This is a genomic window from Kribbella sp. NPDC050470, assembly GCF_044458365.1.
Lineage (GTDB): Bacteria > Actinomycetota > Actinomycetes > Propionibacteriales > Kribbellaceae > Kribbella.
In genome coordinates, this window is record NZ_JBITHV010000005.1 from 291,701 (window position 1) to 305,583 (window position 13,883).

The window sequence follows — 13,883 nt, forward strand, 5'->3', positions numbered from 1 at the left end:
GGTACAGAGTGCGAACGAACACATCCCGCGTCTTGAGCGCCAACTTGGTTCCACGAGGTCGAACTCGTGGAGTGTCGACCCGTTAGCCCAGGGGCTAACGCCGCCATGCAAGTCGATTGCCTTCACGAGGGTCGCTTCGCAGGCGTGCATCGTGCCGGCAATGCTCACGGGGAACAGCGGGCATGTCGATGTGGGCGTTTGCCTCAGCGGCTTAAACGTCGTTCGAGGTGCTCCACGCGACCGTGTCGGCGACCGGAGCGAGCAGATCCACGAGAGAACGACGCTGGTGCGCGCCGAACTCTAGGCGTCTCCATCCCTGCGGACTCCGGGGCCAGCCTTTTCCAAGGTTGCTTGAGGCAAGTACCTGCTCCGTCACAGCTCCGTTAGGCGATGGCAACCAACGATGAATGCTGAGGAACGCTGAGAGGCGAACGCGCAGGTCAGGCGCGGACTCGGCCTTGTGGCGCCTATCGCTCGGCAGGCTCGAAGAGATCTACACCTTCTGCGCGGCGTCTCGGACATTCGCTGATCTCGCGGTGGCTGGTCGAAACCTCATCAGTTCGCACGCAACTGAGGGCCCGGACGCTTTGGTGGTTGCCTGTCGACGGCATCGCCTGGCCGCAAGCAGTTGGCGACGCGGGTGCCTGTCGCGCATCAGTATCTTCCACCCCTCACGAGTGCGTGGAATGTCGCGGGTCTCAGACGTTGAGCTTGCCTCTAGTCGTTCGGATGGGTCGGGCGGCGTTTGCTCGGAGGTTGGGATGGCGAGGCAGCCGTTGCCGTTGGGGACTTGGGGGGCGATTTCGTCTCGGGCTGTGGGGTGGGACGAGAAGGGGCGGGCAGACAGGTTTGAGGCGAAGGGTCGGTATCGGGATTACGACGGGCGGACTCGGCGTGTGGCGGCTTGGGGGAAGACTGCTACTGAGGCTGAGAACAAGCTTCGGGCGGTCTTGAAGACCCGGATGCGGTTGAGTGGGTCTGCGGAGCTCAAGGCTGAGGATCGGGTGTCGGTTGCGGCTGAGTTGTTCCTTGCTGAGATCAAGGAGCTTGGGGAGCAGGAGGTCTTGGCGCCGGGGACGTATCAGACCTATCGGTATCAGTACGACAAGAACCTTGCGCCGCGCATTGCCGAGGTTCGGTTGGTCGAGACGTCGACGCCGAGGGTGAACGAGGTCGTGCAGGCGATCCGAGAAAGCGTCGGGGTGGCGAGTGCCAAGACCTGCAAGAGCATCTTGTCGGGGACGTTCTCATTGGCGGTGCGGCATGGGGCGTTGGCGGCGAATCCGGTGCGGGAGATCAAGATCCGTGGCAAGGGCCGGCGTCAGCCGCCGCGGGCGTTGGAGGAGGCGGAGAGGGAGGCTTGGTTCGAGCTGCTGCGGCAGGATGAGCGGGCGGTTCGGGCTGACCTGGTGGATCTCTGCAAGTTCATGTTGGCCACGGGAGAGCGGATCGGCGAGACGCTGGCGGTCACCTGGAGGGATCTCAATCGGGAGACTGGCGAGATCGACTGCAGCTACCAGATTCAGCGGCTCAAAGGTCAGGGATTGGTGCGCCGGCGAGTGAAGTCCGCTGCCGGTGAACGGATTCTGGTGTTGCCCGGCTGGGCTCTTGAGATGCTGAACTCTCGGTGGAAGCCAGGTATGTCGCCCGATTCTCCGATCTTCCCGGATGCCAAGGGCGGGTTCCGGGATCCGCACAATGTTCAGCATGCGCTGCGCGACGCGCGGCGTCCTGTGGGTGGTCAGCGGCGAGCTGAGCTGGGGAACACGCTGAGCGCCTATCGGCGTAGAGCTGGTCTCACGCAGGTGCAGGCCGTCGCGAAACTCGGTTGGCGAAAGACGCGGATCAGTCTGATTGAGACGGGCAGGGTGAGGCTGGATGCTGAGGAAGCAGTGGCGTTGGCTGACGCCTACGGGCTGAGTCGGAGTGATCGGACGGCGCTGCTGGAGCTGACCGAGTTGGCTGGGATGCGGTCGCTGGCGGACGAGATGGCGTGGGTTACTGCGCATGTCTTCCGGAAGACGACGGCGACGATTCTGGAGGACTCGGGGCAGACGCCGCGGAGGATTGCTGACCAACTTGGGCACTCACGAACCTCCACCACGATGGACGACTACGTTGGTCGGAAGGCCAGGAACCCTGAGGCCGCCCGACACCTGGATGACGCTCTCAGGGCCATCCATGAACAAGATCGACCGTCGCCAGACGACCTCGCACTGTAGGAGTACTCCAGCCGCGACGGACAGTTTGTCCTGCGGACGGACGCTGGCCAGGTAGTCGATCGCGCGGCAGCGCGCAAACGCGGCGATAGCCCGCAGGGAAGGTCGGGCGGGTGGGAGCGCGCGTAGCTGACGCGACGCAGGAGCGGCTGCGTAGCCCGCGTGGGTTGATTCACTAACCCAAACACAAAGCGGTCAGTAAGCGGTCAGTTGACCGCCATTTCAGCATGCCTGTTGAGGCATATCTGCTGGTCAGAGAGCCGGTGAGGGGACTCGAACCCCTAACCACCGCTTTACCGGGCCAGGACTGCGGTGTCCTCTCAGCCGTTGCCGAAAATGCGCGTGACCTGCGGAAACATGACAACTCGGTTGTCGCAAGATCGCGACGTTGCCCAGTCATTCCCGTTCAATCAAATGAGCTAAACAATGAGCGTCCACCTGCCGAGGCCGCACCTCCCGCTCTACCGAGTGCCGACGGTCAGTGGCTGGTTGCCCCCTCGGTAGCGGACATCTCGCGCGAGCCGGCCACCGAGTTTCGCTACACGCTCACGAGCAAGGCATGCCGTTCCAATCAGTCGTCGTCCCGCGTGAAACCCTCCGGCCACGAACGAGTGACATCTCCGGCGGACAGGACGCCCTGGAAGAGCCGCAGTGGCCCGAGCTCATCACTGTCGCCTGTATCGAATCCCGGCACCTGAGGTTGATCACCGCTTGTCGGTGATGAGTGTCGACGGGAGCTGAATACTGATCAGTGGGCTGCCGCCCACTGGTCAACTTTCGGCTGCCGCTGACAATGAGCGAAAGCTTCTACTGGTAAGGGATTCGGGGCTAGTGTCGTGCCCATCGGTTCTCATCGCTCATCATCCTCTCGCGCTGATTGAGGTGCGTAAAGAGGTGCGTTGTTGGGAGGTGTGGCCGAGACTGCGAGCGAGACTAGAGGACGGTAGGTGGTTGCTCCGTGTGCTCCCCTCATATCGAGGCGGGGATGAATGAACGCGCGACGGGTATCGGGAGCTAGGGCCGTCCGTGGCCTGCTCGCTCGCTTTCCTCGGTGAGCGTCGACTGGAGATCACGCTGCAGCGCGCTGATGGCGATGTCTGCGACCTGGCAGAGGGTCGGTGTGCGTGCTTTCATCTGTTCCAGCCACGCGATATCCGACTTGATGGCGTTCGATTCGTCACCTGCCCAGGAGCGTTGAGACGTGATGCGGCGGGCTATCTGATCTGGTGGCACCCCATGGGTGAGCAACACTGGACCAAGCATCTCGACGCCGCTGTCGAGGCGGCCGGTCAGCACGTCGAGGGCACGGTACCCGTCGAGTACTCCGTCGTTGAGGAGCCTGGCGGCGAGCTCTGCGTCGTTGCTGAGCAAGGCAGGTAACAGGCCATAGCCGGGGTATCCGGAGGTGGCGGCCACGCGAGCAAGCCGCTCGCGCTCGGGCTGGGGGAGACGTGCAGGAACTGTCTCCACGCCATCCATCCACACCGAGGTACGAGTCGGTCTCTCGCCCTCGCCGAGGCGCCGCTCGTACCAGTCGGCGCAGACGGCGGGCCGAGAATCGGCGAGAGCTTTGAGCATCTCGCCCAACCGCCATTGCTGATGCCCATGGACAGTGCTGGGGCTCGCCGAGAGAAAGGCCCGCTCCCATGCTGGCCACCAGTCAGGTGGGAGCAGCACACCATCGCCCGTGCCGACATCGCATGCGAGTGCTGCAGCAGCTCGGATATCCACGACCGGATGCTGTAAGAGGCTCAGCAGCACCATGTCAGCGGACGCGCTGGCAAAGAGGTGGTCGAGTTGCCAGGAGTCGCTCGATTTGAGGTCTGCCACGACAAGGATTGCGAGTGCATCCGCGCCACCGGACTCAAGGCACGCAGTGATGACAGCGCTTCGGAGCTGAGGGTCGTGAAGAGCCCGTGACACCAACGTGATATCGACCGGTTGTTGGCGGTGTCGTGCACCCCAGAGCGCGCTGCCGAGGACGTCTGACGAGCGGTATTGGATGGCCGGCGGAATCCAGGCGACTGGATTGGCGGTGAGATCGGCAACGGCGTGGGCCATCCTGTGCGTGGGCTCGTGCTGACCGACCTCGGCTACGTGGGCTGCGAGCTCCATGAACCGGATCGTGCCGTTGACCGGCCCGAGAGCAACTATCCGCTGGGCAAGGGTTCGTCGCTCGTCCTCTCGTCGCTGGAGCCAGTCTTCGATCGGAGACTCGAGGTCACGGCGGCCGACGAGGAGAACGAGATCCTCATCGAGGACGATCGGCGCAAGGTCGGCCGGGGGTGCAGATTCCAATGGTCGGCGAGGTCGAGTTCGCGCTGCACCCGGAGTGCAAGCCCTGGCCGCGCATCGAGCCTCGGCCGCAGCGTCCGGAGAATGCGCCAAGCCCCCGCGGCGCCGACTGCGACTTGGTCGGGGGACGGTGTGGCTGGGCCAGCTGCGTGCCCACCGGCGAGCCGCAACCAGTCCCCGAACAGGCCGATGAGGTGTGTCACGGCGTTCGCCGGCAGATGAGACGACTGCGAGCGAATCAGCGCGTCGACCTGGTCCCATAACGTCACCAGTTCGCGGAGCCGGTCCGGTGATTCGACTGAGTTTGCGATCGTGATGCTTCCTGAACCGATCGGATCGGTCCATACACCCTCGATTGATGGATCGAAGCAGTGCGAGATGATCTCTGCGCAGATGTCCCAGCGCGCGCGGTCATCGACCCGCATCCATTCGACGGTCTCGTTGAGAAGGGCCGCTCGGATCTCAAAGAGTGAACCTCGGTCAGGATCAAGATACCGCGTGAGCTTGCCGAGTTCTTCGAGTGGCTTCTCGCTGAGCGCCGGCTGCGCCGGATCGATCGCTAGGTCGAGGAGGCCATGGATCGCTTCTTTGTTGAACCAGGTGCGTAGGGAAGCGAAAAGTACCTTTGCAGCTGCAGAGCCTGTGGGGTCGTGGGGCGTGCCCCAGGGTGACAACTCTGCCGCTCGCTCGGCAGCCAGGATCTCCCGCGCGCACTTCGATGCAAACTCACCTGCATTCCGGCTCGTCAAGGCGTACAGCTGCACTTGGTCGATGGTCGACTCACTCCAGGTGAGTGGCTGGCCGAGCGTCCGAGCCCATCCCACTGCTTCCCGCCTCGCATCCTCCGACGTTTCGGCAGCAGCGAGCAATGTATCCGTGAGTTGCCGGCGCGTGTCAGGAAAGGCGTCGAGGAGCGAGCTCCAGCTTCGAGTGCGCTGTGCGCCGAAGAACCACCGGCTGACCAGCGGCAATCGTATTGGTGGCGAAAGACCCCAACGATCGGCTCGAAGCTCGATGACACCTCGAGTCGCAACGGTGCGGACCGCGGCCATGAGAGATGCCAGTGGCATGGCTGTCAGTTGGCTGATTCGCTCCAAATCGTGCTGAGCTGCTCCGTTCAGCGCCGCGATGCAGGCGATGGCGTCCAGACTGACGGCGGAGTCGGTCGCCAATCGCAGGTAACGCATGACATGGTCTAGCAGAAGCTCACCGGAGACCACCCTCTCGCCGTCGCCATCGATCAGTGCACGACACAGCTGCAGAGCCCATCCGGGCCGACCGTCCGCCTGCTCGAGTACGAGTCTCCGGGCATGGACGCCGGTGACTCCCGCGGCCTGTATGACTGCGTCTATTTCGGCCCGGGACATGAGGCCTAGGGTCACTCGACGGCAACCGGGGAGTTTGTCGGCTGTAGTCTCAGCGTGGTCAGGCCAGGTCGACGCCACCACGCTGAACGTCAGCCCCTCTTGCCGCCGCAGGCGCATGAGCTCTCGCAGCAAGTCTTGATGAAGGTGGGCGTCGTCGACCACGACACATGACGGTGCGACTGAGAGGAGGTCGTTCGCAAGGTACTGAGCGGCCTCCGGAACCGCAAAGACCATGTCTTCATCAGGACCGACCTCGAGCAGCAGCCGGCTCTTGCCCACGCCGGGTACTCCGATCAGCAGGACATCATCGCTGCGATGCACATACGTCCTGATGTCGGCGATCTCCTGGTCCCGGCCGACCAGCGCAGTGCTCTGGTCGTCGGTTGTGAAAGGCCTGGGACTCAGAGAATCCATCCGCCCTGTCACGCCAGTGAGGAGCTCCCTCCAATCGGCATCGCGGACGAGTTCCAATACCAGCCAGTCGCGCCCGAAGTACTCCGGAAGGGGAAGCGTCGGTTCCTGGGTCTGGCAGTACTGGTCGATCTTCGCGCGAGCGGACGCGGTGATGTTCCTCGAGCAGACGATGACGATCTTGTCTACGCGGAAGCCGGGTTCCTTCTGCCAGCTCTTGTGGCTTCTCTTGAGGTTGGCGAGTGGATCACCGGTTGTCGCGAGTACGCGTCCTCGACTCTCCGGGTCGTTAGCGATCACTGCGTAGATGTCGGCGTCACGGCCCATGTCCTTGCCTGCCTCGACAGGCGAGATGGACGGATATCGGCTCTGCAACAAGGCAATGGCCGTGCGCTCGAACTTGTCCGTGTCGACGCCGTCGTCGAGTGCGCGCTCGATTCGATCAATGAGAGGCACGGCTCCCTCCTGCCGCGCTACCGTCGTTCCTGTCTACCAACAGCGTCGCGTCTTCCGCCATTCCTCTACGCCCGAACCGAGGGCCCAGTGAGTACTGCACAGCTGAAGCCTACGACGCACCGCCGAGACGTGCCGCTGGGGACGCCAACCATCAGTGGCCGGCTGCAACGATCTGGCAACGGTCGAAGGTGCATTTGGCCGTTACCCGATCGCGGGCACGTAGGCTTGCGGGATGCCAGGGGGGTCTGCGCGGCGCGGGGACATCTATGAGGTTCACCGCAATGCAACACGCGAGAATGATGAAAAGCAACGTCGGCGCATGGTCTGCGTGGCTGAACTGCCGTTCGAGTCGACGTGGCGGGCGATGCCTAGAATTACTACAGGCAGCAGGCCAGGTGATCTGCCCAGCCCGCGGCAGGACGAGTTGAAACTGACCAAGCCTGGTTGGTGGACGACACGGTTCATCAGGGCTGTGCGCAAGGACGTGACAGGACAGCGGGGCGTTTGCGACTTCAAGTCGACGCTACCGGAGCCTCTGCGAACCTCTGTTCTGAACCACTACATGAATCGTCCGCGGCCGAAGGCATGATGACGGTGACTGAGAGTCTTGCAGTGTGGTGTGCGGCTGGAGGTGAGCGGTGATGCTGGACCTGGCGCATCCACCGGCCGATGTCACAGACCGGTCGCGATGGCTGAACGGCGAGCCCGGACCCGTCGGGATCGGCGATCTCTGGCTGCTGTCGTGGGATGGTATAGGGCTTGGCCTGGCGATCATCTCTGGCATAGCGGACGACTATGTCCTGGTGTGGCCGGCGACGTTCCCTTCGCAAGAAGGTTTTCGGCCTGCGATCGAACTACCCTCGACTCGGCTAGGCACCACCTTGTTCGTCTGGCCGAGTCGTGAAACCGGTGTCGGGCTGCATCTCTTGCATCGGCGATTCGGCACGGAACTGTCGCAGCGAACGATGGCGTTGATGCTCGACGCTGTCGAGAACGGAACGGACTCCCCGTATCCGTACGCGCCGCTTCAGCCCGATGATCCCACGGCCTGGCGGCAGGATGCGGCGATGGTCGACCAATGGGAAGACATCTGTCTCAACGTGTGGCCGGAACCGGTCGTTGGCGAGGCACCTTTGAACCGCGAGGTTCTACGATCTCATGGCATTACCGTTGGAGATCTGGCGGGGGCGCTCCGCCTGGCGCCACAGGCGGCCGCGTCGCTGTTCCTCGCCGAGGCAGCGCCATCGCCCGGCCAGGTCGAAACCGTTGCCAGGCAGTTCGGCCTTGACCGCTCAGAGTTGCTCGCGCCGTTGGTCGATGAGTCCGTCCTCGAACTGTTGTCACCGGTCTGGAAGGACGATGTCCTCGCGGTGGCGCGCAGGCTCCACAGTGGAGAAGCGGTCGCGCGGCAGCGGCTACGCGAGGAGTACGCATTGGCTGCCAGGGCGTCAGGTCCGAACGCGAGGCGGGACAGGATGACGGCGGCGGTGCAGCGGATCCTGCGTGACGAGATATGACGGCAGGCGACAACTTTGCCGGATGGCTCAGGCAAGGAGACTTTCGCAGCATCGCCCAGGCGTTGGTCGAACTGGAGAGGCAGCGAGGTGTTCTGGACCTGGCGGCGTTCCGCGACGATCCGATCGCGGCGCTGTCGCGCCTGCCCGAGTTAAGCGTCGAACTTGATGACAGGCCGCCGGCAGGGTGCTCGGTCTCCGGATTCTATCGACCAGATCCACCAACGATCGTCGTGCATCCATCGGTCTCGAACAGACGCGACAACTTCACGGTGCTGCATGAGTACGGTCACCATACTCAGCGCCAACATCTGGACTGGTTATCGGTCTGGATGAACCTAGGAGACAATGACGGTCGTCGAGTTAACGAGATTGTCTCGGATACGTTTGCGTCGGAGATTCTGTTGCCTGCTGACAGTCTCACGCTAGGAACCGGTCGTCTCAGCGCGACCCACATCCGCGATGCATACGAGAACTCTCAGGCATCGCGTCAAGCGACAGTAATGCGAGCCGCACAGCTCGCCGCGCCGGACGAACGGGTGGTCATCGTGATCACCACACCTGACGGCACCGTCACGTTCGCCCGGAGCCCCAGCAGCGATGTGATGCCTCGCCGTGGCGCGATACAGCCTGATCTGGCGCGGCTGATGACGGAGGCGCTTGCTAGCAATGGCTACGCCAGAGGGCGCCTCGTCGACGGAGTTCAGACCACGTCAGGATGGACGCAGCACGGCCTCATCGCCGAAGTCGCTGTAGATCAGCTCGGCCGTTATGGGTTCGTGGTCATCACCAGGGAGTCGCGATTCGGTCCCGAACAGTGGGACAGGGCAGAGTTCGACTGCCCTAACGCTGCTTGCGCCGAGACCTTTGTGCTCGACGAGTCGGTCCAACGCTGCCCGGACTGCAAAGACCCCAGATGTTCCTCCTGCGGGGCATGTTCATGCGACGAAGAGACAGTGCAGGCGTGTCCGAGATGCTTCCTCCAGCTCAGCGTGGCAGAAACGTCCGGCGCCGTCGCGCACGAATGCTACTAGCCGCTCAGCGCAAGCGCTGCCACGCTGGTCCGGAGCAACATCCGATCCTCTCAATCGCTGTCTGAATCTCTGGCCACAGATGTCGTGGCCGGCCGCGAAGCGCTGGACCGACCGCTACCGCGACCACGGTCAGGCCGGCATGACGGATCGGTCGCCTCGTCCCCGTCATCAGCCGCACAAGACCCCGCCAGGCGCTTCATCGCCTGCCCATCTCGTGACAGCGGACCTGTAGAGAGCAAGCCGCCCGCCGCGTCCGCTTGGCCGCGGATGCGAAACTGCTCGACGAGATCGCGGAGTCATATGAAATTGAAGCGCGGTATCAGGACGCCGACGCGGGGGAGGCTCAAACGCGGGGTGTAGTCACCTCCCGGGCGCGGTCGCTCCGCCGGAACGCGAGCTCGGCGGCGACGACACCGATCCTCGCAGCTGCCTCCGTCAGGACACCTGGCCAGGGTGGGCGCGGTAACGTGTCGCGTAGAACGGGTTGCCGGCTCAACGGAAGCTGCAGGTACTCCCACAGCTGCCGGAGGTCGATCCGTACGTCGTGCACAGTTGGCCCCGCGACCGTGGTGGTCTTGAGCTCGAGCTGAACCGTCCTGCTCGGTCGGCTGTGGCAACCACGCGAGGTCAATTGTCGCTTGCCAGCGTGATGGGACCACCTTGTTGCCAGGAGCATGGGACCACCTGGAGGTGTGAGTGAGCATCACCGGTCTTTGTCCTCGTGGTCAACGGTGACGCGCTGGTGGGGGTGGCGTTGCCGGTAGGAGGGTCCTTCGATGATGAGGGTGTGCGCGCCGGAGGTGAGCCGGTCGACGGCGGACTGGGCGAGCAGCGCGTCGCTCATCATGGTGAGCCACTCGGAGGGCTCGCGGTTCGAGGTCACGATCGTGCTGGCTCGGCGGTGCCGTTCGACGATGATCTCGTAGAAGTCGTTGGTCTCGGTGGCGTCGAGCGCGCGCAGTGCGAAGTCGTCGAGGATGAGTACGTCGACGCGGGCGAGCTTGCGGAGCTCGGCTTCGAGGGTGTTGTCGAGTCGGGCGGCGCGGAGCCGGGTGAACAGCTTGTCGGCGCGGGCGGCGTGCACCGACAGGCGGCGCCGGATCGCGATGTGTCCCAGTGCCGTGGCCAGGTGCGTCTTGCCCACTCCGACCGGGCCTAGGACGAGGACGCCGTGGCCGGCTTCGGTGAACCGCAGGCTGGTCAGGTCCGACAGCAGGGCTCGGTCGTAGGTGAGGTCGTCGAGTTCGTCCCAGGTGTCCAGTCGCATCGAGGAGTCGAGGCCGGCGGTGCGGGCGCGCAGCATCGCCGAGCGGGACTCGCGGCGCGTGATCTCGTCGGCCAAGATGAGCTCGAGGAACGCGGCGTGGCTCATCTTCTGCTGCCTCGCGAGCGCGAGCCGCTCGGGCAGGGTCTGGCTCATCTGGCCGAGTTTGAGCGCTTTCAGCGTCTGGGTCAGGTCGGCCCCGACCGTGTCGAGTGGGCCGGTTCGGGCGCTGGGCGTAGTGGCGGTTGTGGTGGCGGTTGTGGTTGTGGTGGCGGTGGCGGTCACTGGTGGTCTCCTTCGGGGTGGGTGTCGGCGGATGGTGCTGCGCCTGGTTCTGCGCCGCCGGGGATGAGGGTGAGTTGGACGCCGCCGCGCATCGCGTACTCGCCGGGGTCGCGGGCGAACCGGCCGGTCGCCGATCCGGCCGCGGCGGGCAGCGCCGGCTGCTCGCGCTCGGTGGCCTTCTCGAGCATCGCGGCGATTTTCGACACCGACACGACGTCGAGGTCGAGGGAGCGAGAGCAGGCGGTCTCGACTGGGTCGGGGCCGTAGCGGCGGATCAGGCCGAGCAGCCGGTAGACGCTGCGCATCCTCGTCCAGGGCAGCGGGTCGTCGAGCAGCCGCTCGGCGTAGATGCCGACGTTCTCGCCGTGCAAGGCGCAGGCCGCGATGAGCCGCGAGAGGTCTCGCAGCGCATAGCCGGCCTTGTGCTCGGGCAGGTCCTCGCGGTGGGTGGACCGGCCGCCGGGTGGCTGCCGGGGGTGGGTCTTGGCCAGCCTGCCGGCCCCGGCGCCGCCAGTGGAGTAGAGCTTGACCAGTTCGGAGTCGGCGCGCGCGTCCAGGTAGTGGCCGAGGTACTGCTCCGGCACCGAGTAGAGCGCCTTGGCGACCTCGACGTGGTAGTCGCGGTACACCGGGACGTCGTACGGTGGGGGAACCTCAAGCAGGCATGCCGATTCCAGCTCGGTGAACATCTCCACCGGCCGCCGCTGGGTGGTGCCGTGGATCCGCATCCCGGCTCGGTCGCGGCACCAGGTCTCGGCCCGGGCCTGGGCGTCGGCCAGGTCGGCGAAGTCCTCCCCGGCCCAGAAGTTGCCGCGCACGTACTGCACCGCCCGCTCCACCCGCGGCTTGTCCTGCGGCGAGCGGACCCTCGCCGGGTCGGTGCCGAACCCGACGTGCTGGGCGTAGTCCAGCCAGCCCTTGCTCAGCTGCGGGTTGACCGTGTCGGCGTTGCTGACCACCGGCTTGAGGTTGTCCGGCACGAGGACCTTGAAGACACCGCCGAAGAACCCCCACGCGGCCTCACAGCCGGCGACTACCGCGGCCAGGGTCTGCGAATAGGTCAACCACACGAACATGTGCCGGCTCACCACCGCGGTGAAGATCAACGCGTGCACCCGCCGCTTCTTCCCGGTCTCCGAGTCGAGCAAGTAGCCCATCTGGGCGAAGTCGATCTGGCACTCCACGCCGGGCTCGCCGTCGACGACCCGCACCGTGGCCGACCCGGCCCGGAACCCGCACCGCTCGACCGCGAACCGGTGCAACGTCCGATACGGCACCACCACGCCGTGGCGCGCCAGCAACTCCTCGATCTTTACGATGCTCAACGGCTCCTGCCCGTCGCCGCCGCTCACCCAGCCGCGGACCTGCTCCTCGTGCGCCACCAGCAGCTCCCACGACGCGCCATGCCCGTTCGGACGGGCCGGCCGCACCGCCTCCACCACCGCGCCGACCAGCTCGTCGGTCACCGCCTCCGCCCCGGCGTCCCGCCTCAGGCCGGCAGCCTCTGCCGCCACGACGTAACGGCGCGCGGTCTTGCGGTCTACCCCCGCCCGCTCGGCGACCTTCCGCAGCCCGTGCCCCTCCAGCCACGCCCGCAGCACCTCACGCACCTCAACCACGCTGACCTCCCTGAATCCCACGCCCGACGACCTCCGCGTCCACCGACATCACGCGGGCAGTCAACGAGCGGATCGAGGACCCACCGAGCAGGCGCGCCGGGTGGTCCCATGACTGGCAACCCAGGTGGTCCCATGAAGCTGGCAGAAAACCGGTCAGCCCGGTCCCATGCTCATGGCAGGCGACACCCCGGGGCTCGGCCCGGAGGCAAACGCGGTGTATCGGTCAGCCGACCTTTCTCACCTGCATGAAGATCTGGTAGCGGCCGGCCGCCTTGTTTTCGTCGGTGTAAGTGAGAGGAAGCACCCCAGGGCCGTAGCCGAACGACGTCTTGGTAAGCCACTCTGCTGCGTCGTAGTTCAGGGTGATCACGTACGGGTTAAATGAGTACTTGCCCTCGGCGTTCCTTGGTCCGGTCCCGATCGGCCGATCACCGGCAACGCCAAAGACATCGTCCAAGGTGAGGAGGATGTTCACCCCCACCTTCACTGCCGTCAAGATGACTGCCCCGGTTGTGCCAGTCAGCGGGAACGGGACTTTGTCGAGCGCGTTGCTGAACACCTTGGCCCAGTCTGAGACCGCACTGTTTTTGCCGTCCCATTCCCAGATCGTGGGCGAGATTACGACGTAGTTCTGGCCTTGAACAAGGTCGCCTTCGGTGACTTCCATAGGCACACGGCCGTCGGTGAAAGCTCCCTCGGGAGGAAGGACGTTCGGCTTGTCGTTCATGCACGAGTCGCCGGTCCGAATGCCGCCCAGGTTACTTCGCGAGCCACACTGCAGCCGACCATTCAACCGCCACGTGTCACCCATGAGCTTGCTCTCAGTGACGAAGTCCCTGCCCTCACCGGCCGGAACCACGGGCGTGCGGTCAGCCTTCATCCATCGGGTACCGACCGAGAAGAAGACCTCGTCGCCCTTCCCGTCCCACTGCCAGATGTCGTCCCACGTTTCGGCTTGAACGCGAAAGCCGTTGAGCGTCACCTGATAGCGGCCCTGTTTTGGTGGCATCGGGGTGTCGACCGACGGCGATGGGGTCGTCGATGTGGCCCCAGGACCGGCTGGGTCTTTGCGGGGTCCACATGCGGTCGTGACCGTTAGCGCCAAGCACACGAGGACCGAAGGCACGAGCTTGGCGATCCGCGCGCCGGTGCAGGGAGCGGTGTTCATGTTCGTTTCTCCAGAGGGAATGCCGCCGCAGCGGCCGGAACTGGTGATACCGACGCCTGCTTCGCCGAGAGTCAGGCCTGGCCGGGGCGCGCTGATCAGGACGGAGGTTGCATCGGGGCCGTCACCTCACCGCTGGCGAGGGTGACCGGGTATTGCGGGTCGTAGTCCGGGAGCTCGGGGATCCCATCCGAACGACTCTGACCAGTTGTGCCGGTGCGGCACCGATTCGGTTCACACGCATGTGCATGGCT

General features: G+C 64.8%; 8 protein-coding genes. 3 read left to right on the top strand and 5 right to left on the bottom strand.

Annotation, left to right across the window (positions count from 1 at the left end; translation table 11 throughout):
* Positions 1-815: 815 nt before the first annotated feature.
* Positions 816-2,222, top strand: a complete 1,407-nt coding sequence (locus ACIBGM_RS16640; RefSeq protein ID WP_396386048.1) for a helix-turn-helix domain-containing protein — start codon at positions 816-818, stop codon at positions 2,220-2,222.
* Positions 2,223-3,233: 1,011 nt separating this feature from the next.
* On the opposite strand, the gene ACIBGM_RS16645 is transcribed toward ACIBGM_RS16640, so the two are convergent.
* Complete coding sequence (locus ACIBGM_RS16645) at positions 3,234-4,334, bottom strand: hypothetical protein (protein ID WP_396386049.1); 1,101 nt, start codon at positions 4,332-4,334, stop codon at positions 3,234-3,236.
* Between the two features lie 35 nt (positions 4,335-4,369).
* A complete protein-coding gene (locus ACIBGM_RS16650; protein ID WP_396386050.1) occupies positions 4,370-6,748 on the bottom strand; it encodes a hypothetical protein in 2,379 nt (792 codons plus the stop codon).
* A 641-nt stretch (positions 6,749-7,389) separates the two neighbouring features.
* Here ACIBGM_RS16650 and ACIBGM_RS16655 point away from each other — a divergent pair.
* Positions 7,390-8,265: a helix-turn-helix domain-containing protein gene (locus ACIBGM_RS16655; protein WP_396386052.1), complete on the top strand. Its 876-nt coding sequence runs from the start codon at positions 7,390-7,392 to the stop codon at positions 8,263-8,265.
* On the top strand, positions 8,262-9,296 hold the full coding sequence (locus tag ACIBGM_RS16660) for an ImmA/IrrE family metallo-endopeptidase (RefSeq protein WP_396386053.1): 1,035 nt from the start codon (positions 8,262-8,264) through the stop codon (positions 9,294-9,296). Before ACIBGM_RS16655 ends, ACIBGM_RS16660 begins: the two co-directional genes overlap by 4 nt.
* 703 nt (positions 9,297-9,999) lie before the next feature.
* Here the strand turns inward: ACIBGM_RS16660 and istB are convergent.
* The 3 genes from istB to ACIBGM_RS16675 form a co-directional block, all read right to left on the bottom strand.
* Entirely contained in the window at positions 10,000-10,845 is an 846-nt protein-coding gene (istB, locus tag ACIBGM_RS16665; protein ID WP_396386055.1) for an IS21-like element helper ATPase IstB, read from the bottom strand.
* On the bottom strand, positions 10,842-12,464 hold the full coding sequence (gene istA / locus ACIBGM_RS16670) for an IS21 family transposase (RefSeq protein ID WP_396386056.1): 1,623 nt from the start codon (positions 12,462-12,464) through the stop codon (positions 10,842-10,844). The genes istB and istA overlap by 4 nt, the downstream gene beginning before the upstream one ends.
* A 223-nt stretch (positions 12,465-12,687) precedes the next feature.
* On the bottom strand, positions 12,688-13,632 hold the full coding sequence (locus ACIBGM_RS16675; RefSeq protein WP_396386057.1) for a hypothetical protein: 945 nt from the start codon (positions 13,630-13,632) through the stop codon (positions 12,688-12,690).
* Positions 13,633-13,883: the final 251 nt, after the last annotated feature.

What these genes read in the sequence shown, in the direction of transcription:
- ACIBGM_RS16645 (WP_396386049.1), bottom strand. Translation starts at nt 4,334, where the DNA reads ATGGAGCTCGCAGCCCACGTAGCCGAGGTCGGTCAGCACGAGCCCACG.
- ACIBGM_RS16655 (WP_396386052.1), top strand. Translation starts at nt 7,390, where the DNA reads ATGCTGGACCTGGCGCATCCACCGGCCGATGTCACAGACCGGTCGCGA.
- ACIBGM_RS16660 (WP_396386053.1), top strand. Translation starts at nt 8,262, where the DNA reads ATGACGGCAGGCGACAACTTTGCCGGATGGCTCAGGCAAGGAGACTTT.
- ACIBGM_RS16675 (WP_396386057.1), bottom strand. Translation starts at nt 13,632, where the DNA reads ATGAACACCGCTCCCTGCACCGGCGCGCGGATCGCCAAGCTCGTGCCT.